Below are 22187 nucleotides of genomic sequence, written 5' to 3'. Positions count from 1 at the left end.
GGAGGGTAAGAGCCTCTACTGCTTCTTCTGCGGAGGCTTGCGCGGCGGGCGCGGGGCGACGGCAGGCGTGGGCGTGCCAGCCATCTTGTTGGCGGCTTCGCTGACGTCGAGCAGCGAGCGGCGGATGTCCTCGACGTAAGCAGCCGACTTCTTCTTCATGGTATCGGCGAGCTCGTGCAGTCCCCTGATCTTCTCGAACAGCTCGTCGGCCTTGCCGTCGGAAAAGCCGGGGACCACGCCTTCGATCTTGGTGACGGCCTTGTCGAAGCCCGCGAAGGCGCTGTCGACCTTGGCCATGACGGAGTCGATTTCGCCGCCCTTGCTTCTGAGATCGGCGGTGTAGTTCTCGAACGTGCGCAGGCCGTCTTTGATCGCAGGGGCATTGCTGACGATCGTGCGATCGACGCTGTGCAGGGTGTCGACGATGGATTCGGCGTCGCTGAGATCGGCGGTCAGCACGGGGACGCCGTCCGTATCCAGCGGCACCGGCGGCGCGGAGGGCGCGCCGCCGATCAGCGAGATCGCGGCGACGCCGGTGAGGCCCTGGAACTCGATGCCCGCAACCGTGTCCTTGCGGATCGGCGCGGTGTTGTCGAGCATCACCAGCGCCACGATCTTGCGCGGATTATCCAGCTTGATCGACAGGATCTGGCCCGCGGGAACACCGTCGAAATTGACCGGCCCGCCGCGGCGGAGTCCGCTGGCGGAGCCGCCCTCGAACACCACGCGCAACTGGCTCCGGCTCTGGGCGGTGCGCCATTTCTGCACGCCGAGCACGCCGCCGAACGCCACGGCGATGACCGCCAGCGTCGCCGTTCCGATTACGAGGTTGCTCGCGCGTGCCATGCAGGGCGATTTTACGGCCAAAGCGGGATGGTTGGAAGGACGATGCTGCGGCCGCAATACTAGAGCGGGCGGGTTAACGACTTGTCCGTCGCGGCTCGAAGCGCGAAGGCGGAAGCGTAACCCGCCAATCTGCCTTACGCGACATCAATGCCCCGCCGCGCGTTTTGCGGCAGCATTGTTCAATACGATCAGGGCGTCGACGGCGACGCCCGTTTTGGTGTTGATCAGGAACGGGTTGACGTCGATCGATGCGATCCGGTCGCCGGCATCTGCGATCAAATTCGACAGGCCGACCAGCGCCTTTACCGCAGAGGCCTCGTGCAAGGCCGGCTTGCCGCGATAGCCGCGCATCTTGATGCCGGCCTTGGTGCGGCCGATCAGGAGCCGGGCCTCGTCCTCGTCCATCGGTGCGCCGGCGAGCGCGACGTCCTTCATCAGCTCGATGTCGATGCCGCCGGTGCCGAACAGCACAACCGGACCCATCTCGGCATCGAGCGAGGCACCGACCACGAGCTCGAGATCGGCCTTGACCTGCTGCGCGATCAGGATGCCGTCGAGCTTCGGCTTGCGCTTCAGCTTCGCCACCCGCGCGGCGATGTCGGCGAATGCCTTCTTCACCTCGGCGGCGCTGTTGAGATTCAGCACCACGCCGCCGATGTCGGATTTGTGCAGGATCTCGGCGCTGACGACTTTTGCCACGACCGGGAAACCGATCTGCTTCGCGATCTTCGCGGCGTCTGCCGCCGTCTGCGCAATCGCTTCCTTCGAGACCGGAATGCCATAGGCCTTCAGCAGCTTCTTCGAGGCGACCTCGTCGAGCGCGGCACCGCTCGCCGATTTCAGCGCCTTCTCCAGCACAGCGCGGGCGGCAGGCTTCGAGCTCGAGACGATGTCGGGCACTTCCTTGCGCAGCTTCGCATAAGCGAGCAGCGACTTGATCGCGGTCACCGCACGGTCCATGCCCTGCATGACCGCGAGATGCGGCAGCGATTTGCGCAAGCCCTTGGTGAACTCGGTGAAGCCGATCGACATCGCGCTGATGTAGATCACCGGCTTCGACGCCCGGCTCGCCATCTCGTCGACGATGCGCAAATTGCGTTCACGAAGTTCGTGCGGGGCCTTTGGCAACTCGGCATCGATGATGACGATGTCGATATCGGGATCGTCGATCATCAGCTTGATCGACTTCATGTAGACGGAGGGATCAACCACCGCGGCGAAGCCGGCATCGAGCGGATTGCCGACGATCGAGCCGGGCCCGAGCATCTTCGCCAATTCGGAGCCGACGTGCGGGCTCAGCGGCGCAAAGTTCAGGCCTTCCGCATAGAAGGCGTCAAGCAGCATGCCGCGCTTGCCGCCTGACAGCGTAACCGCGGCGAGCCGGTCACCCTTGGGGACGGTCGAGTGGACGAAGCATTCGGTAGTCTCGATCAGTTCGTCGAGCCCGCCGACCCGGATGACTCCTTCGCGCGTTGCGATGGCGTCGAAGGTCTCGATCGATCCTGCGAGCGCACCCGTATGCGCCATCGCCGCCGCGCGGCCGCCCTCGGACGAACCGAGCTTGAGTGCGATGACCGGCTTGCTTGCGGCGCGCGCGGCCTTGCAGGCGTCGCGAAACGCCTTGGTGTTGCGCACGCCTTCGAGGTAGACCACGATGACCTTGATGCTCGGATCCTCGGCGAAATAGCGCATCAGGTCCGGCGTCTCGAGCCCGGCCTCGTTGCCGGTCGTCACCATGTAACCGACCCCGACGCCGCGATCCTCCAGCGCCTGCCGGATCGCCATCACGATGGCGCCGGATTGCCCGGCAATCGCCACTGCACCCTGTTCCATGGTGACGACACGGTCGTCGATATTGGTGAAGAGCTTTTCGCCCGCGCTCAAATTGCCGAGGCAGTTCGGGCCGGTGACGGCGAGCCCCGTTTCGCGTATCGCGGCTTGCAATTCGGCAGCGAGCTTCTGGCTCTCCTCATCCTGGAGCTCGCTGAAGCCCGACGTGACGATGGTGGCCGAGCGCGCGCCGGCCGCGGCGGCGTCGCGGATCACCTGCACGGCAAAGCGCGCGGGCACCAGCACCAGCACATGATCGGGCTTTTCCGGAAGGCTCGCAAAATCCTTGTAGCAGGGCACGCCCCAGATCGTCTCGCGCTTGGCGTTGACCGGATAGAGCCCACCCTCGTAGCCGTACTTGACGAGGTTGTTCCAGATGCGCTCGGCATAATTGCCGGGTTTGTCGGTCGCGCCCACCAGCACGATGTTGTGCGGGTGCAGCATGGCGTGGATGCCCTTGACGACGTCGCCGGCATCGGGCGCTGGAGACCATGGACGCGGAGAAACGGACGCAGCAGGTACCTGGGCTTCCATGGCGCTTTACCTCTTGTTCTTGTTGCAGCGCCCTGTCTTGCGCCGGCGTATGGCGGGACTGATCGTGATGGCTTCATGCCGCGTGGCGGAATGGTGCGTGCTTCACGACAAGGCTAGCATCACCAGACTTTTGGCGAAAGTGCGAACGACGTGCCACGACTCCGTGACGCTCATTCATTCAAATCGTGATCATGCCTCTGCCGTCGTTCAGTAACGCAGCAGGCGCAGCTTGTAGGCGTAGTGATAGGCCAACTGCTTCGCGAGATAGGAAGCGATGGCGCGCCGGATCTGCATCTGCGTCGGATCGAAGCCGAGAACGCGGCGCCGCAGGATGCCCATCTCCCTGACGCCGAGCGCGTAGGTCGAAGCCGTCTTCTGTGCATCGTGGATGCGGAAGCAGGCGAGAAATCGCGGCAGGCGCACGAACTTGAATTCTGCGGCTTGCGCCCGCAGGATGAAATCCCAGTCCATCGCGTAGTGGAAGCTCTCGTCGATCGGCCCGATCCTGTCCCACACGCGCTTGCGCCAGAACATCGTCTCCTGCGGGATGTAGTCGGCATATTGCAAAGCCTTGCCGTCATGGGGCGGCAGCACGGCGCGTCCGACCTCGAGCCCCTCGCGGTCGACGAAAACGCGATGGCCGTAGACGATGTCGACATTGGGATGCGACATGAAGTAGTCGGCGACATAGGCGAGCGCCCCGGGAAGCAGCATGTCATCGCTGTTGAGATAGGCCATGATCTCGCAATCGGCACCGGCGAAGCCGAGATTGATGGCGTTCGACTGCCCCTTGTCCGGCTCGCTCGTCCAGCTGATGCCTTCGCCTCGGCTCTTCAGCAGATCGAGCGTGCCATCGATCGAGGCGCCGTCCTGCACGTGATAGGTCAGCTTCGGATAGTTCTGACTGACGATGCTCTCGATCGTGGCGTCGAGATATTGCGCCTGATTGTAGCTCGGCGTGACCATCGCGATCCGCGGCGCATTCGCCGGGATCCCACGCGCAGGCGGAAAGGCAGTCAGGTTGAGCAGGCGCGGCGGATATTGCTCGAAGGTCCACATCGGAGGGCGACGCCAGAGGCTCCGCAGCGAGGATCGTCTCTGTCCGGCGGCAATGAGGTCCTGATTCCGTTCCAGGAGCGCGACACGATTTTCGAGTTGCTCGAGCCGCTGTTCGAGGCGCTGCCTGAACTCGTCGTCCATTACAGGTTGTCCTGAAAATTACGGCGTCAAAAGATCAATCCAGTATTCTTACAGGTCTATGGGAGACGACGCCAGTTCAGCGGTTCCATCAAGCGCGGTTGCCCGGCTGTTCGGCGCGGTCTCTACCGATCCCGGATGGCCGATTGCGAACCGCTATTCACCTGTTTCGATCAAGGTGGCATGCAGGACGTAGCGCTCGGGTCCGGGTGTGACGGCGTCGAAGGGCCAGCAGGTTGTGAGCACCAGTTCGACATCTTGCGCCGCGGGATCGATGCCGGACTCATCGAAGCGAACCACGGCGGAGGAATCCGCTCGATAGCGAAAGTGCTTTCCGTCACGGCGTGTGACATCGATAACGTCACCAATGGCGACATTCCGCAGGAAGCGGAAATGTGTATCGCGGTGCGCAGCATATACCGCAATGCCGCGCTCGCCGGCATCAGCCGATTGGTGGATATGGCCGGGTCCGAAAGCGAGGGCCTGGCCGCTGGTGCCTTCCAGCACGATCGCGCTGGCACCGATCCGCTTCACCTCGATCCGTGCGACCGGCCAGGTGTCGGCCCATGACCATGGCTTGACCACGCCGCCGGTCGTAACGCTCCCGTCGAACGCGCGCTCCAGCAGCACCTGGGCGAGCCATGCCTTGGCATGAATGTAGGCGCCGTCGCCGAACAGGATGAGGCCGACAAGTGCAACAGCGAGGGGGGAGATGAGGCGGGGCATAATGGTCCTTCCCCCGTCATTGCTTCGTCGCTCCTCGCAATGACGGCTGATAAAAAGGCGCGCGCGGCCGTTGGTATGGGACGGGCAGCCGCGCGCGCTAACAGAGGAGTTCGGGGAGGCTCCTCTCTCAAGCAGCGTCAGTGAGCAAGGGCTGACGCCGGTTGAACACGTACAGGATCAGGGCGAGCACGATCAGGATGAAGCCTGCGATCATCTTGAGCTCGGCCGAGGTCGCGGTCTTCGGCAGGCGGATCGCATCCGGCGCGGCGGGCGTCGGCCGCTTCGTCGACGGCTGGTTGCGCGCATCTGCATGGCGTTCGCGCCACTGTGTGGGCGTCAGATGCAGCCGCTCGCCAAACACCTTCTCGAAATCCCAGCCGGCCGGCAGGTTGAGCGGCAGCTCGCTGAGCTTGAGCGGTGCTCCCTCGGGGCGGCTCGGCGTCTTGTCGACCGCGACGAGGCTGGTCAACCGCGTGACGATCTGATGGTCGAGCGCCAGCGTCAGGATCGCCTTGTCGGAGTCCTCGGGCGTCCTCTCGCGCATGGCACGCGCTACCTCGGCGTCGCCGATCTTGCGCTTGGCCCAGAGTTTTGACAGGCCCTTGCCTTCGGCGGCGTTTTGCAGCGGCAGCGTCACCGACCACGGGCGGTCGCCGACGCGTCCCTTGATCTCGAGCGAGCCCGCGAGCTTGTCGAGCTTTGCCGCCAGCACCAGCGGCTCGTCGCGATAGACGTCGGGAATGATCGCCGGCGTGACGTCGGCCTTGGCTTCGGAGAATTTTGCACTGAGGCCGGTCACTGCCGGGTTCTCGAGCTTGGCGAACAGGCCACGCATGCGCTCCTCGACCTGTTCGACGGAGCCGATATGGGTGAAGGCGCCGCGGCCGAGCTCGGCGGCGCGCGTCATCAGATAGGTGTTGGGCGCGGATCCGATGCCGACCATGAACACGCGCGAGCGGCCCCGCATCGCCGTGATCGTTTCGAACAATTGCTGCTCGTTGCCGATCGCGCCGTCGGTCAGGAACACCACCTGGCGCACCATGCTGGTGTCGCCAGCCTTGTCGGTCAGCGCCGCGCGCATCGCCGGCACCATCTCGGTGCCGCCGCGGGCCTGCAAGGCACTGACGAACGAAGTGGCTTCACCGACATGCGTGGCGTCGGCCGGCACGGAGGCCGGGAACAGCACGTCCATGGTGTCGTCGAAGCGGATGACGTTGAACCGGTCGTTGGGTTGAAGGCGAGAGAGGGCGTAAGTCAGGCTGGCCTTGGCCTGAACGATCGACGTTCCGCCCATCGAGCCCGAATTGTCGATCACGAACACGACCTCGCGCGGCAGCGGCTTTTGCGTCGTCTGCTCGGCACTGGGCGGGGTGACGAAGGCGAGCAAATAATCGGCCCCGCCGACACGCTCGCGGAACAGGCCAACCGACGGTGCCTTCTCCGCGGCCGGCTTCCAGGTCAGCTCGAAATCGCGGTCGGCGGCCACGGCGCCGTCAGCGAGCGTGACGATTCGCGTCGCATTGTCCGGGCTCTCGACCTTGACGTTATGGTGGTGACTCCTGACCTCGCCGAGCGCGAAGCCTGCCTTCAGGCGCACCGTGATGCTGGTCGGATTGACCGGCGCGTTCCCGGCGGGATCCAGCACCGGCGGCGAGATACGGTCGCGGTCCGGCACCGGCTCCGAATTGGTTGCGCCCCAGCCCGAGCCGTCTTTGCGGAAGTCGACGCTCTGCACGATCGGCGCCGGATTGTAGCGCGGCCCGACCACCAGCGGCAGCCGCAGCGAATATTCATTGCCGGATTGATGTACCGGCTCCTGATATTCGATCTGCACCAGCACGGTTTCGCCGGGACCGATATTGGCGACCGAATTGGTGAAGATGTTCGGCCGCTCCTGCTCGGTGAGCGCGGCCTTCTGGCCGGCGCGGCGCGCCTGCTCGTAGATCACGCGTGCCTGCTGCCGCTCCTTGATGTCGCCGATGATGACGCGGTCGCCGACCACCATCTTCAACGTGTCGACGGCGCCGCCGGCGGGAAGCGGATAAACGTAGGTCGCCTCGACCCAGTCCTTGGTGGGATTGCGGAAGGCCTGGGTGACGCGGGCGCGCAGCGTCGGGCCTGACACTGTGATGTCGACGTCGATGCCGAGGCGGATCGCCTCCGTGCAGGCGCCGTCCTCCTTCAGGAGAAGGGTGCCGGATTTGGCCTCGCCGGGCTGGAGCAGGCTGGCCTGCTCCGTCGTCGCCGACCATCCGGGCTCAAAACTCACGAGCAGGGCCACGAAGGCGACCAGCATCACCGCGATGCCCTGCACCAGAAGAAACAATCCGAGCTTGATCAGCCGCCCCAGCATGGGGTGCTCGTCGCTGTCGGCTGTGTCGTAGCTATCCATTTCGCCTGCTCCCGAAGGGTGTTCGCTGACTCGGAGCATCCGTCGGGAGCGCCTGAATGCGCGAGCAGAATGATCGGCAATGTTCCGCCACGGCCGGCCCGGGCGGGCCGCGGCCAGAATGGCCATGTACGGTTTTGTGCTGGTTTGTCCGCCCTGCTAGACTGGCGTCCGTGGAGCAGGGTTGACGATGCAGACGCAGGATAAAGTCACCGACAGGCAGCTTTCGGACGAGCAGAGCCGCGAGGTCGCGGAGACCATTCGCGAGGAGCTCGCCAGGCGCCGGATTTCCCGGCAGGCGTTGGCCGAGCAGGCCAAGCTCAGCCTGTCGACGCTGGAGAAGGTGCTCGGCGGCCGGCGGCCGTTCACGCTGGCAACGACCGTGCGGCTGGAGCAGGCGCTGGGCGTCTCCTTGCGCAAAAGCGCCGCCGTGATGACGCCTCCGGCCGCAAACGATGTCGCGCCCGACAGCCTCGGCTCCTATGCGCATCGCGCGGTGACCTGGCTCGAGGATGTCTACATCACGCTGCGGCCGTCCTTCGGCGACAAGGATGCGATCTTCGCCTATCGCACCGAGATCGTATGGGAGCCGAAGGTGTCTTCGCTGGTGTTCCGCGAGGGCGAGCGGACCGATGCCGCCTATGAGCACACCGGCGAGGTTGCGGTGCCGCATCAGTCCGGCTTCATCTATCTCGTCATCATCAAGCACGGCCAGCATCGCGTGATCACGGTGTCGCGGCCGACGGTCGCCGGCGAGATGTACGGCATCATCTCGACGCTCCGCGCCGGACCCGGCTCGCAACTGACGCCGATCGCGGCGCCGATCGCCTATGTGCCGCTTCGTAACGTCGCGAAGCCGTCGCTGGGACGGGTCGGCCCCGACGATGCCAACCACGCATTGTATGGAAAGCATCTGCGCCGCACGGTGGAGGAATCGTTCGCGTTGTTTCTGTCGGTATAGTCCGCGAGAAAGAGTCCGGAATGGCGTCGCGTGCGTCTATAAGGGAACATGCAGGACGTGCCCGCACCATACGGCGGTGAATCTCCGCTGTTCTCCATCATCATCCCGCTGGAACAACACCGCGGGCAGTGGGAGCTGTCCTGGCTCGGGTGGACGTCGCAGACCGCCGACAAATCGCTTTACGAAATCATTCTGGTGGTGCCGCCTGATTTCAAGGCACTCAACGAGCTGAAGGCGCTGGCCGGCGGCAAAGCACGTCTCGAATTCACCAATTCGGACCATGACATCGGGCTCTGCGCCTTCGGCGCCGCCAAGGCCCGCGGCAAATATCTGTTCTTCACGGAATCGCATTGCCGACCCGAGCCTGACGTGATGGAGGCCTGCATCCGCGCGATCGACGCGCGTCCCGACTGGGCTGGGTTCTCCTGCCAGTCGGTGCCGATCTGCCATAACCGGCTGTCCGTGGCCGAGGCCGCCATGTACCAGGCCGACATCGAGTTCGGCATGAAGCAGCATCCCTGGCGCAAGGTGCTGGACCAGTGCTTCGTGACGCGGCGCGACGTCTATTGGGAATGCGGCGGCTTGCGTGAGGAGCTCGGCCATTTCGCCGAATGGGTGCTCGCCGCCACGTATCACGCGAGGGGCCATACGATCGGATATCTCGAGGAGGCGCGCTTCCATCATTACTATATCGGTGAAATCGGCGAACTGAAGACATTCACGCTCGATTTCGTGCGGGGCGAGATCCGCTATCTCAGCGAAGCGCGCAATGATCCCGGCAGCGAGCTGCTCGACATTCCGATCGAATGGAGCAGCCGCGGCGATTTCAACGTCGCGCTGGCGCGCGGCGCCTTTGGTGCACGGATGCGCGCCGGCGGCGTGACCGGCGAAGGCCTGCAGGCGATCGTGCGTTGGGGCGCGATCGCACTGGCCGGCGACCGCCTTGCGCTTGGTCTTGCACGTGTGTCGGCAGGCTATGCGCGCTGCAGCCTGACCCTGCTCACCATGAGCGGCTCTCGCGGCAGCATCGCGCGCTGGCTGAAGCGTTATATCGCCGCGCTGATCCACTATCAGCGCCTCTATTGTATCCGTGGCATTCGGGGACGCCTTGGCAGAGCTGCGCAAAGTCTCGGCGATCAGATGGTCGCACAGGCCGGCTTCCATGCCTGGGAGGTCTGGCAGGGCCGCAGCTTCCGCTGGAGCGAGCCGGAAGCCGCCGTGCGGATCGAGGCACCGCCTGGGCGCACCATCATTCGTATCGCGTCGCCGGAAATTCGCGGGCCGCTGGATCGGATCGGCGTGCAGTTTTATCTCGACGGCGTGCGCGTTGCGGATGCCGCGACCGCGATCGACGCGGGTGCCTTTATTCTTCAGCTCGATCTGCCGCCATCGGGCGGGGCGATCCTGGCATGGGCATGTCCGCGCTTTGCGGCCATCGATGACCCGCGCCGGCTCGGCCTGCCGGTCGCGGGGATCGACGTCAGCGCGGGCGAAGACGTCAGCTGCACGTCTCCGCCCGTTGCTGCGATGCGTGGCTAGCCGCCCGTTTCGGCGCTGATGATGTCGCCGAACAGCTCCCACTGGCCCTTCTTGAACCGCCACATCTTGAGCTGCTCGATCGGCGCGAAGTCGGTGGCCGAGGTGTTGATCTTGATCCCCGGGATCAGCGTATCGGGAACGAAGTCCTTCAGGCTCGCGGCCTGCTTCATCACGTTCTCGCGGGTCAGATTGTCGCCCGACTGCTTCAGCACCTGCACCATCGTCTGGGCCGCGGCATAGGCGTAGACCAGATTGGCGTCCGAGATGTTCGCACCGGGCATGTACTTGTCGATGAAGGTCATGAACTTCTTCATGCCCTCGTCGTCCTTCCACTGCGGATCCGACGCATCCTTCAGATAGCCGGCCGACAGCACGCCCTCGGATGCCTCGAGGCCGGCCGGCTTCATCACCGCGCCGATCGACACCGAGACGTCCGTCATCAGGTGCATCGGCTTCCACTCCAGCTCCGCGATCTTCTTGATGGCCTGGGCCGCGAATTTCGGGGTCGCGATGTTGACGAAGACATCGGCGCCGGTGCCCTTCAGCTTGACGATATGGGCGTCGATCGACGGCTCCGAGGTCTCGTAGCTCTCCTCGGCCACGATCAGCTTCGATGCCTTGTCGCCGAACACGTCCTTGATGCCGGCGAGGTAGTCCTTGCCGAAATCGTCGTTGGCATAGAAGATCGCGACCTTCGCGTCCGGCTTCTCCTTCAGAATGTATTTTGCGAAGATCTGTGCCTCGACCCGGTAGCTGGGCTGGAAGCCCATGGTCCAGGGGAAGTTCTTCGGGTCGTTCCATTTGCTGGCGCCGGTGGCCAGGAAGAGCTGCGGCACCTTCTTGGAATTGTGATACTTCTGCACCGCAGTCTGGGTCGGTGTGCCCAGCGCGTTGAAGACCAGGAAGACCTCGTCGCTCTCGATCAGCTTGCGGATCTGCTCCACGGTCTTCGGCGGCGAGTAGCCGTCATCATAGGAGATCCAGTTGATCTTGCGGCCGTTGATGCCGCCCTGGTCGTTGATCATCTTGAAATAGGCTTCCTCGGTCTTGCCGATGATGCCGTAGGCGGAGGCGGGACCGGAATAGGCCTCGACATTGCCGATCTTGATCTCGGTGTCGGTGACGCCGGTGTCGTACGCCTTCTGCGCATACGCGGACGGGGTCGCAAGCAGCGTCAACGCCGTTGCTGCGGCAAGCAGGGAGAGTTTCTTGTTCATGAAAATTCCTTGGGGTTTTCTTTGCGGTTTCTTCTGGGTTGGAGCAGGCACGTCAGAAACGAAGAAGCGCCCGCAAGGGGCGCTTTGATCAGGCGTTGGCGACTTTCTTGTCGACTTCGGAGGCCACCGAGAATTCCTTCCGCAAGGTCGGCTTGTGGATCTTGCCGGTGGCGTTGCGCGGCAGCGCATCGACGAAGCGGACCTGTCGCGGGCATTTGAAGCGCGCGAGGTTGGCCGCGCAATGGGCGAAGACATCCGCCTCGGTCAACCGCTGACCGGGCTTGGCCGCGACGATGGCGAGGCCTACCTCACCCCATTGCGGATCGGGAATGCCGATCACCGCGGCTTCCGCGATCGCGGTGAGCTGATGCAGGACATTCTCGACCTCGGCCGGATAGACGTTCTCGCCGCCCGAGATGTACATGTCCTTCCAGCGGTCGACGATATAGTAGAAGCCTTCCTCGTCGACGCGCGTCGCATCGCCGGTGTGCAGCCAGCCGTCGGTGAAGGACGTCTTGTTCGCCTCCGGCCTGTTCCAATAGCCCGGCGTGATGTTCGGGCCCTTGACCCAGAGCTCGCCGAGTTCGCCGACATCGGCATCGCTGCCGTCGGGGCGCACGATGCGGACTTCCGTGTGCAGCACCGGCTTGCCGGCCGAGCCCGCCTTGCGTGCCGCATCCTCGCGATCCAGCACCAGCACGGCCGGCGAGGTCTCGGTCATGCCGTAGCCCTGCTGCAGCGCGACGCCGCGCGCCTCCCAGACTTTGAGCAGCGGCACCGGCATCGGCGCGCCGCCGACACCGCAGACGATCAGCCGGGTCAGGTCAGTTGTCGTGAAGGCAGGATGCCGCGCCATGAACTGGTAGATCGCGGGCACGCCGAAAAAGACGTTGATGCCCTGCGCGGGATCGTTGATCAGGCCGAGCGCCGTGCCGGGATCGAAGGCGCGCATGATCATCACCGTGCCGCCGGCATGCAGCACCGGGTTGGTGTAGCAATTCAGCCCGCCGGTGTGGAACAGCGGCAGCACGGTGAGCAGCGCCGAGGCCGGCCCGATGCAGGCGGGGCCGCCGAGATTGACGCAATTCCAGAACGTCATGCCATGGGTGATGGTCGCACCCTTGGGATGGCCCGTGGTGCCCGACGTGTACATGATGGTCGAGACGTCATCGAGCGTGACCTCCTCGGCGCGGGCGAGCGGCTTGGCGGCCGCGATGCCGGCCTCATAGCTGCCGCCGGGGCCGAGCAGCAGGCTGGTCGTGACGTTGCAGAGCTTTGCGACGGCGAGCGCGGTCTCGGCGAGATCGGTGTCGTGGATCATCACCTTCGGCGCGCAATCGCCGGTGATGAACTGGAGCTCGGGAACGGTGAGGCGGGTGTTCAGGGGGACGAAGATCGCGCCTAACCGTCCGCAGGCGAACTGCACCTCCAGCGTATCGGTCGTGTTCAGCGCCAGCACCGCGACGCGGTCGCCGCGCGACACCTTGAGCGCGTCACGGAGAAATCCGGCCAGGCGCGAGACGCGGTCGTCGAACTGCGAATAGGTGAAGCGGCGCGCGCTCGCGAGGTCGATCACCGCGACCTTGTCAGGCGTGCGGCGGCCGTGATGGACGATCCAGTCGTAATAGCGAACGGCCAAAAATCCCTCCCTCGGCGGTCTTGTGCCGCCTGCGTCCCTATTTGCCGGCACCATGCCCGGCGTGGCCCTGGGGCCAGCCGGAGTTTGTGCGCCACGTCTTTTTTTGACCCGGAGTTGGCCTGCGGGGGGCGAAAATCGTCTTGCGTTGAGTTGCTAGGCCTTAGGCTGCGTGGGGTGGTTCCCCCGGTCAGCCACTCTGCGCAAGTGAACGGCAGATGTTCCGGCCATGGTGGCCAACACGAATCCGCCAGCAGGGCGAGACGACCATGAAGAGCCCGTTCTATACCGCCGAGCATGACGCCTTCCGCGAGGTGATGCGCCGCTTTGTCGAGAAGGAGATCACGCCCTTTGCCCATGAATGGGACGAGGCCGGCGAATTTCCTCGCGTGCTCTATCGCAAGGCGGCCGAGATTGGCCTGCTGGGGCTCGGATTCCCCGAGGAATATGGCGGGATCGCCGCCGACCAGTTCATGAAGATCGTCGCGAGCCAGGAATTGGCGCGTGCGGGGGCCGGCGGGGTCAGCGCCAGCCTGATGAGCCATACCATCGGCTCGCCGCCGATCGCGCGGGCGGCGCGCCCGGAAGTGAAGGCGCGCGTGCTGCCGCAAGTGCTGTCGGGCGAGAAGATCTCCGCGTTGGCAATCACCGAGCCGGGCGGCGGCTCGGACGTCGCGAACCTCCGCACCAGGGCGCGACGGGACGGCGATCACTACGTCGTGAGCGGCGAAAAGACCTTCATCACCTCGGGCGTGCGCGCCGACTATCTGACCGTTGCGGTGCGCACCGGCGGCGAGGGCGCCGGCGGCGTCAGCCTGCTCCTGATCGAGGGCGACACGCCCGGCCTGTCCAGGACAAAACTGAAGAAGATGGGCTGGTGGGCCTCCGACACCGCGACGCTGCATTTCGACGAATGCCGCGTGCCGGTCGAAAACCTGATCGGTGAGGAAGGCCAGGGCTTCAAGATCATCATGCGGAATTTCAACAGCGAGCGCATGGGCATGGCGGCCGGGTGCACCGCCTTCGCGCGGGTCTGCCTCGACGAGGCGATCGCCTATGCCAAGGAGCGCAAGACCTTCGGCAAGCCGCTCGCCCAGCACCAGGTCATCCGGCACAAGATCGTCGACATGGCGCAGAAGGTCGCGGCATCCCAGGCGATGCTCGAAATGCTGGCCTGGCGGCTGGAGCAGGGCGAGAGCCCGGTCGCCGAGATCTGCATGATGAAGAACCAGGCGACGCAGACCATGGCGTTCTGCGCCTCGGAAGCCGTGCAGATTTTTGGTGGTGCCGGCTTCATGCGCGGCATCAAGGCCGAGCGCATCTACCGCGAGGTCAAGGTCAACGCCATCGGCGGCGGCACCGAGGAGATCATGAAGGATCTGGCCAGCCGGCAGATGGGCTTGTGAGCCCGTCATTCCGGGGCGCGCGTAGCGCGAGCCCGGAATCCATCGGGCCGCGTGAACCGTAGAGAAATGGATTCCGGGTTCGCGCTACGCGCGCCCCGGAATGACAAAGGGACCAGAATGCTATTCAGCGCCGACCACGACGATATCCGCCGCTCCTTACAAAAATTCATCGCCAACGAGATCAATCCTCATGTCGATGAGTGGGAGAAGGCCGACATCTTCCCGGCGCATGAGCTGTTCAAGAAGATGGGCAGCCTCGGTTTCCTCGGCTTGAACAAGCCGGTCGCGTTCGGTGGCTCGGGCCTCGACTATTCCTATGCGCTGATGATGGCGGAGGAGCTGGGCGCCATCACCTGTGGCGGCGTGCCGATGGCGATCGGGGTGCAGACCGACATGGCGACGCCGGCGCTGGCGCGGTTCGGCTCGGACGAGGTGCGGCGCGAATTCCTCAGCTCGTCGATATCAGGCGATTACGTCGCCTGCATCGGCGTCTCCGAGCCCGGCGCGGGCTCGGACGTCGCCTCGATCAAGACAAATGCACGCTCTGACGGCGACGACTACGTCATCAACGGCGGCAAGATGTGGATCACCAACGGCACCCAGGCCGACTGGATCTGCCTGCTCGCCAACACCGGCGAGGGGCCGGTTCATCGCAACAAATCGCTGATCTGCGTGCCCATGAAGAGCAAGGGCGTCACGGTCGCGCGAAAGCTCGACAAGATGGGCATGCGCTCGTCCGACACCGCGCAGATCTTCTTCGACAATGTCCGCGTGCCCAAGCGCAACCGGATCGGCGAGGAGGGCAAGGGCTTTACCTACCAGATGATCCAGTTCCAGGAGGAACGGCTCTGGGGCGCGGCGGCCTGCCTGAAGGCGCATGAATACATCATCAACGAGACCATCGAGTACACAAGCAACCGCAAGGCCTTCGGGAAGTCGATCCTCGACAACCAGGTCGTGCACTTCAAGCTCGCGGAGATGCAGACCGAAGTCGAGTTGTTGCGCGCGCTGATCTATCGCGCCGCCGAGCAGCTCGTGGCCGGCGAGGACGTGACCAGGCTTGCGACCATGGCCAAGCTGAAAGCCGGCCGGCTCGGCCGCGAGCTCACCGACGCCTGCTTGCAATATTGGGGCGGAATGGGCTTTACCAACGAGACGCCGGTCAGCCGTGCCTATCGCGACAGCCGGTTGACATCGATCGGCGGCGGTGCCGACGAGGTGATGCTGATGGTCCTGTGCAAGATGATGGGCACGCTGCCCGGCAGTAAAGGTATTTCCTGATGATCACGCTCTATCACTGCGACGCCGCGCGCTCGTTCCGTCCGCTCTGGATGCTGGAGGAGATGGGGCTTCCGTATGAATTGAAGATGCTGCCATTCCCGCCGCGGGTCTTCGCCAAGGAATATCTCGCGCTCAATCCGCTGGGCACGATTCCCTTCATGGTCGACGGCGAGACCAAGATGACGGAGTCCTCCGGCATCTGTCATTACCTCGGCACCAAATACGCCCCGACGCCGCTGATGGTGGACGTCGCCGATCCCGCCTATGGCGCGTTCCTGAACTGGATGTATTTCAGCGATGCCACGTTGACGTTCCCGCAGACGCTGGTGCTCCGCTACACCCAGCTCGAGCCGGAGGAGCGCCGCAATCCGCAGGTCGCCACCGACTATGCAAAATGGTTCCTGGGGCGGCTGCGCGCCGTCGAGGCAGCGACGGCGAATGCCGAAACATTGTGCGCGGGCCGCTTCACCGCCGCTGACATTGTCATCGGCTACGCGCTCCGCCTCGCCAGCAACATCGGGCTCGCCAAGGATTTCGGGCCAAATGTCGCAGCCTATTGGGCGCGGTTGCAGCAGCGCGACGGCTTCAAGCGCGCGGTTGCTGCGGAGCAGAAGGCCGGTGCCGAGCAGAATGTTGCGCCGCGTGTGAGGGCGTAACCTGCGAACACTGTCATTCCGGGGCGCGCAATAGCGCGAACCCGGAATCTCGAAGTTGCAGCGCGAGGTTCCGGGTTCGCCCTTCGGTCGACCCGGAACGACGATTTTTTGCGCGTCATGACAGCGCTATCGCGCCGTGACAGCGCCCAAATTTCCGCTAAGGTGACCTCCGTCCGCAGCGGCCAAAGAGCCGCGCGAGGAGGATCCCAATGGAAGATAACGGTCGCGAATCCGACCATCTGATGCTGATCACGCCGGAGCGGGTATTCTATGCCGGCCTGCTCGGCCGCCCCCGCAAGCGCACCCCCGGCTGCTGCCACGTCTATGTCGCGGTGAAGGGCAGCTTGCATCTGACGATCGACGACGTTCTCGCCACCGGCGAGCTGTTCGTGACCCTGCCGAACCAGCGGCATTCCATCGCCAGCGACTACCGCACTGCAATCAGCGTGACGCTCGAGCCGGAAAGCATGCCGGACGGCGTGATCGAGGCCCTGGCCGAGCGGCTGACCGGACCCGACCGGGCCGTCTATGCCCGCAAGATCCTCGCCGCCTACGCTCTGCTGCGCCAGCGCCGCTATGGCGACATCACCACCGCCGAATTCGACGAGATGTGCTTTGGCGAGGCGTTGCCGCGTCGCGTGCTCGATCCGCGCGTGATGCGCGCCGTCGCCCGCATCGGCCGCTTCTCCGGTGAGCCGGTGACGGCGGATACGTGCGCAGCCGAAGCGGGCCTCTCGGCCTCGCGCTTCCTGCATCTGTTCAAGGAGGAGACCGGCATCTCGTTCCGCTCATTCCGCGCCTGGAAGCGTGCGCGGCATTTGCTGCACTTCGCCAACCAGGACCTCAACCTCGCCCACCTCGCGCAGGACATCGGCTATCCCGATAGCACCCATTTCAGCCATTCGATCCGGCGCTTCTACGGATTGAAGCCGCGTGCGATCTTCGTCGGTTCGCGCGACCTTGCGATCTACCGCAGCACCGAGACGGTGCGGCTGGCGGAGGCCAGCTAGGCGCGCTCTCTTAGGGTGGGCAAAGCGAAGCGTGCCCACCATCTTCGCCAGGCGTTGAGACGTGTGGTGGGCACGGCGCAAAGCGCCTTTGCCCACCTACGATAGCTCGTCTTTTAGCTAGCTTCTCCGCGCAAGAAGCCGCATGCCGCGCGTCACATGATCGCAAGCGTTGAATTCTCAACGTGCGAGATATTAGTGGCATGAGCGACAAGGCCGTCATCACCTGCGCGCTGAACGGCGTGCTCACCGACCCGAAGCAGCACAACGTGCCTGTGACGCCCGAACAGATGGCACGCGAAGCCAAGGCTGCGTTCGATGCCGGCGCCAGCATCATGCACATCCATCTGCGCCAGCAGGCGCCGGACAAGGGACATCTGCCGTCCTGGGACGTGAGTGTCAGCAAGGAGATTCAGCAGGCCATCCGCGAGGCCTGTCCCGGCGTCATCATCAATCACACCTCGGGCGTCTCAGGGCCGAACTACAGCGGCGCACTCGACTGCATCCGCGAGACCAGGCCGGAGATTGCGGCCTGCAACGCCGGCTCGCTGAACTATCTGAAGGTCAAGGCCGACAACACCTGGGCCTGGCCGCCGATGATGTTCGACAACGCGGTCGAGAAGGTGAAGGACTATCTCGACGTCATGAACGCGGTCGGGACCATCCCCGAGTTCGAATGTTTCGACGTCGGCATCGTCCGCTGCGTCGGCATGTACCACCAGGTCGGCATGTACAAAGGCCCGCTCGAGTATAATTTCGTGATGGGCGTTGCCTCCGGCATGCCGTCCGATCCTGATCTCTTGCCGATCCTGATCAAGCTGAAACGGCCCGAGGCGCATTTCCAGGTCACGGCGATCGGCCGCGAGGAGATCTGGCCGCTGCATCAGCGCTGCGCCGAGCTCGGAGGCCATCTCCGCACCGGTCTGGAGGACGCCTTCTATCTCGCCGACGGCAAGAAGGTGACGTCGAACGGTCAGCTGATCGAGGCCATCGCCGCCTGTGCCCGCCGCGCGGGCCGCGAGATTGCAAGCCCCGCCGAGGCGCGGAAGATCTTTGGGACGAATCGGTAATTGTCGTTCCGGGGCGCGCATAGCGCGAACCCGGAACCTCGAGATTCCGGGTTCGATGCTGCGCATCGCCCCGGAATGACGGAGTAAACTGTGTCCATTCTCGACAACACCATTTCCCCCGGCAGCACTGCCTATCACGCCAACCGTGACGGCATGCTCGCGCTGATCGACCGCATGCGCGCGCTGGAAGAGCGCACGCGTGCGGCGTCGGCGGCGGCAAAGGATCGCTTCCACAAGCGCGGCCAGCTGCTGCCGCGCGAACGCGTCGCGCTGGTGCTCGATCCCGGCGCGCCCTTCATCGAGCTGTCGACGCTTGCCGGCTACATGTTCGACGTGCCGGATGCGAACAAGAGCGTGCCCGGCGGCGGCGTCATCGCCGGCATCGGCTTCGTCTCCGGCGTCCGCTGCATGGTCAGCGCCAATGATGCCGGCATCGATGCCGGCGCGCTCCAGCCTTACGGCCTCGACAAGACGCTGCGGGTGCAGGAGCTCGCGCTGGAGAACAAGCTGCCTTACGTTCAGCTCGTCGAAAGCGCCGGGGCCAATCTGCTGCGCTACCGCGTCGAGGACTTTGTCCGCGGCGGCAACATCTTTCGCAATCTCGCGCGGCTTTCGGCGGCCGGGCTGCCGGTCGTCACCGTCACGCACGGTTCGTCCACCGCGGGCGGCGCCTACCAGACCGGCCTGTCCGACTACATCGTCATGGTCCGCGGCCGCACCCGCGCCTTCCTTGCCGGGCCGCCGCTGCTGAAGGCCGCGACAGGCGAAATCGCGACCGAGGAAGAGCTCGGCGGCGCCGAGATGCACACGCAGGTTTCCGGCCTTGGCGATTATCTCGCGGAGGACGATCGCGATGCGCTGCGCATCGCGCGCGAGATCATGGCGGCGCTGGAATGGCAGCGACCAGGCCGAGCGGCTCCGCAATTCAAGCCGCCGCGCTACGACCAGGACGAGCTGCTCGGCATCATGCCGATGGACCACAAGCGCACCGTCGACATGAAGCAGGTGATCGCGCGCATCGTCGACGATTCCGACTTCACCGAGATGGCGCCCAATTACGGCCCCGCCACCGTCTGCGGTCACGCCCGCATCGAGGGCAAGGCGATCGGCATCATCACCAACAACGGCCCGCTCGATCCCGCCGGCGCCAACAAGGCGACGCATTTCATCCAGGCCTGCTGCCAGACCCGCACGCCGCTGCTCTATCTCAACAACACCACCGGCTACATGGTCGGCAAGGCCTATGAAGAAGCCGGCATGATCAAGCACGGCTCAAAGATGATCCAGGCGGTCACGTCTGCGACGGTGCCGCAGATCACCATCTATTGCGGCGCCTCGTTCGGCGCCGGCAATTACGGCATGTGCGGACGCGGCTTCCATCCGCGCTTCTGCTTCTCCTGGCCCAACGCCAAGACCGCTGTGATGGGCGGCGAGCAGGCCGCCGAAACCATGGCGATCGTGACCGAGGCCGCCGCCGCGCGCCGCGGCAAGCCGGTCGAGAAAGAAAAGCTCGACGCGATGAAGGCGCAGATCATCGGCGTATTCGACGGCCAGATGGACGTGTTCTCGACCAGCGCGCGCGTGCTCGACGACGGCGTGATCGATCCGCGCGACACCCGCGCGGTGCTGTCCGAGGTGCTGGCGATCTGCCGCGAGGGCGATGCGCGCACGCCCCAGCGCATGCAATTCTCGGTGGCCCGCCCATGAGGAACGGATCAGTGCAACACCGGCCGTTCTTCAGGGTCTTGGTCGCCAACCGCGGCGAGATCGCACTGCGCGTGATGCGCAGCGCGCGGCAGCTCGGCCTCGGCGTCGTTGCGGTCTATTCGGATGCCGATCGCGATGCGATCCATGTGCGGCAGGCCGACCAGGCCGTGCGCATCGGCGAAGCCCTGCCGGCGCAATCCTATCTCAACATTCCCGCGATCATCGCCGCGGCCAAGGCGAGCGGCGCGGATGCCGTCCATCCCGGCTACGGCTTCCTCGCCGAGAACGAGGACTTTGCGCAAGCGTGCAAGGACGCCGGCCTCGTCTTCATCGGCCCCTCGCCGCAGGCGATCGAGGCGATGGGCAACAAGGCCGGCGCCAAGGAGATCATGAAGAAGGCTGGCGTGCCCTGCGTGCCCGGCTATCAGGGCGCCGACCAAAGCGACGAGGTCATGCTCGCGGAAGCCAGGAAGATCGGCTTCCCCGTGATGATCAAGGCGGTCGCCGGCGGCGGCGGACGTGGCATGCGGCTCGTCACCGATGCCGCATCCTTCCCCGATGCGCTGCGCAGCGCGCGGTCGGAGGCGAAGGCCGCGTTCGGAGATCCCACGGTCATCCTCGAACGCGCCATCCAGAATCCCCGCCACATCGAGATCCAGGTGTTCGGCGATAGCCACGGCAACGCCATCCACCTCGGCGAGCGCGACTGCTCGGTGCAGCGGCGACATCAGAAGCTGATCGAGGAGGCGCCGTCGCCGGCGGTCACGCCGGAGCTGCGCGCGAAAATGGGCGAGGTCGCTGTCGCCGCGGTCAAGGCGCTGCGCTATGAGGGCGCCGGCACGCTGGAATTTTTGCTCGACGCGAGCGGCGAATTCTACTTCATGGAGATGAACACGCGGCTCCAGGTCGAGCATCCCGTCACCGAGGCGATCACCGGGCTCGATCTCGTCGAGCTGCAGCTGCGTATCGCGCGCGGCGAGCCATTGCCGGTGAAGCAGCAGGACATCAAGTTCTCAGGCCACGCCATCGAGGTGCGGCTGTGCTCGGAAGATGCCGCGCAGGATTTCATGCCGCAGTCCGGCCGCATGGCGTGCTGGCAGGTGCCTGACAGCGTCCGCGTCGAGCACGCGCTGCAATCGGGCGCGGAGATCCCGCCGTTCTACGATTCCATGATCGCCAAGGTGATCAGCCATGGCGCGACACGGGAGGAGGCGAGGGGGCGGCTGATCGTCGGCCTGGAGCAACTCACTGCGTTTGGCGTGACCACCAACCAGGCGTTCCTGATGTCCTGCCTGCGCCATCCCGGATTTGCCAGGGGCGAGGCGACGACTGCCTTCATCGGCGCACATCGCGACGAACTGTTGGCGCCGCCGGCGAATGCTGCATTCGATACGGCGCTGGCGGGCCTGCTGCTCTATGTCACCAATCCGCGCGCGCCGTCGTGGCAAGGTGGCCGGAGCCTGGCGGCAACATTCCCGCTGCCGGCGAAAGTCGAGATCGCCGGCCACACCCACGAGCTCGAAGTCACGCGTGAGCGTGATGGCGGCTACATCGTCGCCGCCGACGGCCGTCGGGACAAGTTCGAGATCGACCAGCTCGATGCCGACGCCATCCGCTTCCGCCACGACGGCGTAATGGACAGCGCAAAATTCCTGCGCGACGGCGACCGGCTCTACCTCCAGCATCGCGGCATCCCGCTTGCGGTCACCGATCTCACCCTCGCCGCGCCGAAGGCGGCCGCGACCAATGGCGGCGATGGCAAAGTCCGCGCCGCCATGAACGGCCGCGTCGTCGCCGTGCTGGTCAAGCCCGGCGACCGCGTCACCGCCGGTCAACCGGTGATGACCTTGGAAGCAATGAAGATGGAGCACGTCCACAAGGCCGGCGTCGACGGCGTGGTCGCCGCGATCGACGTCGCCGAAGGCGAGCAGGTCACGACGGGCAGAATCGTCGCGGAGATCGGGACTTAGTCGGCGGCGAGCGCCGCACGCGTAGGGTGGGCAAAGGCGCGAAGCGCCGTGCCCACCAACGTCCGGCGATCGCGATGGTGGGCACGCTACGCTTTGCCCACCCTACGCCACTGCACGCGGGTGTCCCAATAAAACCAAATAATTCCAATATGATATGCCTTATTTTGTCTCACTCACAATTATTATTGAACATTGTTCAGTTTTGAGCTACCAAT

The 22187-nt window shown here is 64.7% G+C and carries 16 protein-coding genes; 9 read left to right on the top strand and 7 right to left on the bottom strand.

The window, feature by feature from the left end; translation table 11 throughout:
* Positions 1-15 precede the first annotated feature (15 nt).
* The 5 genes from AB7008_RS47620 to AB7008_RS47600 all read right to left on the bottom strand — a co-directional run bounded on the left by AB7008_RS47620 (position 16) and on the right by AB7008_RS47600 (position 7525).
* The gene (locus AB7008_RS47620; RefSeq protein ID WP_264621648.1) at positions 16-846 is read right to left on the bottom strand and encodes an MlaD family protein; all 831 of its coding nucleotides are present in this window, start codon (positions 844-846) and stop codon (positions 16-18) included.
* A gap of 144 nt (positions 847-990) precedes the next feature.
* A complete protein-coding gene (locus AB7008_RS47615; protein WP_441261107.1) occupies positions 991-3210 on the bottom strand; it encodes an acetate--CoA ligase family protein in 2220 nt (739 codons plus the stop codon).
* A gap of 207 nt (positions 3211-3417) precedes the next feature.
* Positions 3418-4410 (bottom strand): glycosyltransferase family 2 protein, encoded by a 993-nt coding sequence (locus AB7008_RS47610; protein WP_441261106.1) that lies wholly within the window; start codon positions 4408-4410, stop codon positions 3418-3420.
* A 153-nt stretch (positions 4411-4563) separates the two neighbouring features.
* A complete protein-coding gene (locus tag AB7008_RS47605; RefSeq protein WP_441261105.1) occupies positions 4564-5133 on the bottom strand; it encodes a class GN sortase in 570 nt (189 codons plus the stop codon).
* A gap of 127 nt (positions 5134-5260) precedes the next feature.
* A complete protein-coding gene (locus tag AB7008_RS47600) occupies positions 5261-7525 on the bottom strand; it encodes a marine proteobacterial sortase target protein (protein ID WP_441261104.1) in 2265 nt (754 codons plus the stop codon).
* 187 nt (positions 7526-7712) lie between these two features.
* On the opposite strand from AB7008_RS47600, the gene AB7008_RS47595 reads away from it, so the two are divergent.
* Positions 7713-8483 carry a helix-turn-helix transcriptional regulator gene (locus AB7008_RS47595; protein WP_441261103.1) on the top strand — a complete coding sequence of 257 codons (771 nt, stop codon included), beginning with the start codon at positions 7713-7715 and terminating at the stop codon, positions 8481-8483.
* A gap of 48 nt (positions 8484-8531) precedes the next feature.
* Positions 8532-10022: a glycosyltransferase family 2 protein gene (locus AB7008_RS47590; RefSeq protein WP_441261102.1), complete on the top strand. Its 1491-nt coding sequence runs from the start codon at positions 8532-8534 to the stop codon at positions 10020-10022.
* Here AB7008_RS47590 and AB7008_RS47585 read toward each other — a convergent pair.
* The gene (locus tag AB7008_RS47585; protein WP_028155247.1) at positions 10019-11239 is read right to left on the bottom strand and encodes an ABC transporter substrate-binding protein; all 1221 of its coding nucleotides are present in this window, start codon (positions 11237-11239) and stop codon (positions 10019-10021) included. The genes AB7008_RS47590 and AB7008_RS47585 overlap by 4 nt on opposite strands.
* An 88-nt stretch (positions 11240-11327) precedes the next feature.
* Positions 11328-12878, bottom strand: coding sequence for an acyl-CoA synthetase (locus AB7008_RS47580; RefSeq protein WP_441261101.1), 1551 nt, complete (start codon positions 12876-12878; stop codon positions 11328-11330).
* A gap of 266 nt (positions 12879-13144) precedes the next feature.
* Here AB7008_RS47580 and AB7008_RS47575 point away from each other — a divergent pair, with 266 nt between their 5' ends.
* The 7 genes from AB7008_RS47575 (at position 13145) to AB7008_RS47545 (ending at position 21972) form a co-directional block, all read left to right on the top strand.
* A complete protein-coding gene (locus AB7008_RS47575; protein ID WP_264621642.1) occupies positions 13145-14281 on the top strand; it encodes an acyl-CoA dehydrogenase family protein in 1137 nt (378 codons plus the stop codon).
* A 117-nt stretch (positions 14282-14398) separates the two neighbouring features.
* Positions 14399-15562: an acyl-CoA dehydrogenase family protein gene (locus AB7008_RS47570; RefSeq protein WP_441261100.1), complete on the top strand. Its 1164-nt coding sequence runs from the start codon at positions 14399-14401 to the stop codon at positions 15560-15562.
* Positions 15562-16218 (top strand): glutathione S-transferase family protein, encoded by a 657-nt coding sequence (locus tag AB7008_RS47565; RefSeq protein ID WP_212095198.1) that lies wholly within the window; start codon positions 15562-15564, stop codon positions 16216-16218. Before AB7008_RS47570 ends, AB7008_RS47565 begins: the two co-directional genes overlap by 1 nt.
* Positions 16219-16427: 209 nt before the next feature.
* Positions 16428-17228: a helix-turn-helix domain-containing protein gene (locus AB7008_RS47560; protein ID WP_014491182.1), complete on the top strand. Its 801-nt coding sequence runs from the start codon at positions 16428-16430 to the stop codon at positions 17226-17228.
* A 200-nt stretch (positions 17229-17428) separates the two neighbouring features.
* Positions 17429-18295, top strand: coding sequence for a 3-keto-5-aminohexanoate cleavage protein (locus AB7008_RS47555; protein ID WP_028155241.1), 867 nt, complete (start codon positions 17429-17431; stop codon positions 18293-18295).
* A gap of 90 nt (positions 18296-18385) precedes the next feature.
* Positions 18386-20002: an acyl-CoA carboxylase subunit beta gene (locus AB7008_RS47550; protein ID WP_441261099.1), complete on the top strand. Its 1617-nt coding sequence runs from the start codon at positions 18386-18388 to the stop codon at positions 20000-20002.
* The gene (locus AB7008_RS47545; RefSeq protein ID WP_441261098.1) at positions 19999-21972 is read left to right on the top strand and encodes an acetyl/propionyl/methylcrotonyl-CoA carboxylase subunit alpha; all 1974 of its coding nucleotides are present in this window, start codon (positions 19999-20001) and stop codon (positions 21970-21972) included. The genes AB7008_RS47550 and AB7008_RS47545 overlap by 4 nt, the downstream gene beginning before the upstream one ends.
* The last annotated feature ends 215 nt before the right edge of the window (positions 21973-22187 follow it).

This window comes from Bradyrhizobium sp. 521_C7_N1_3, from assembly GCF_052075975.1.
GTDB lineage: Bacteria > Pseudomonadota > Alphaproteobacteria > Rhizobiales > Xanthobacteraceae > Bradyrhizobium > Bradyrhizobium japonicum.
Note: the sequence above shows the minus strand (reverse complement) of the source record. Positions and strands in the feature narration are given on the sequence as shown.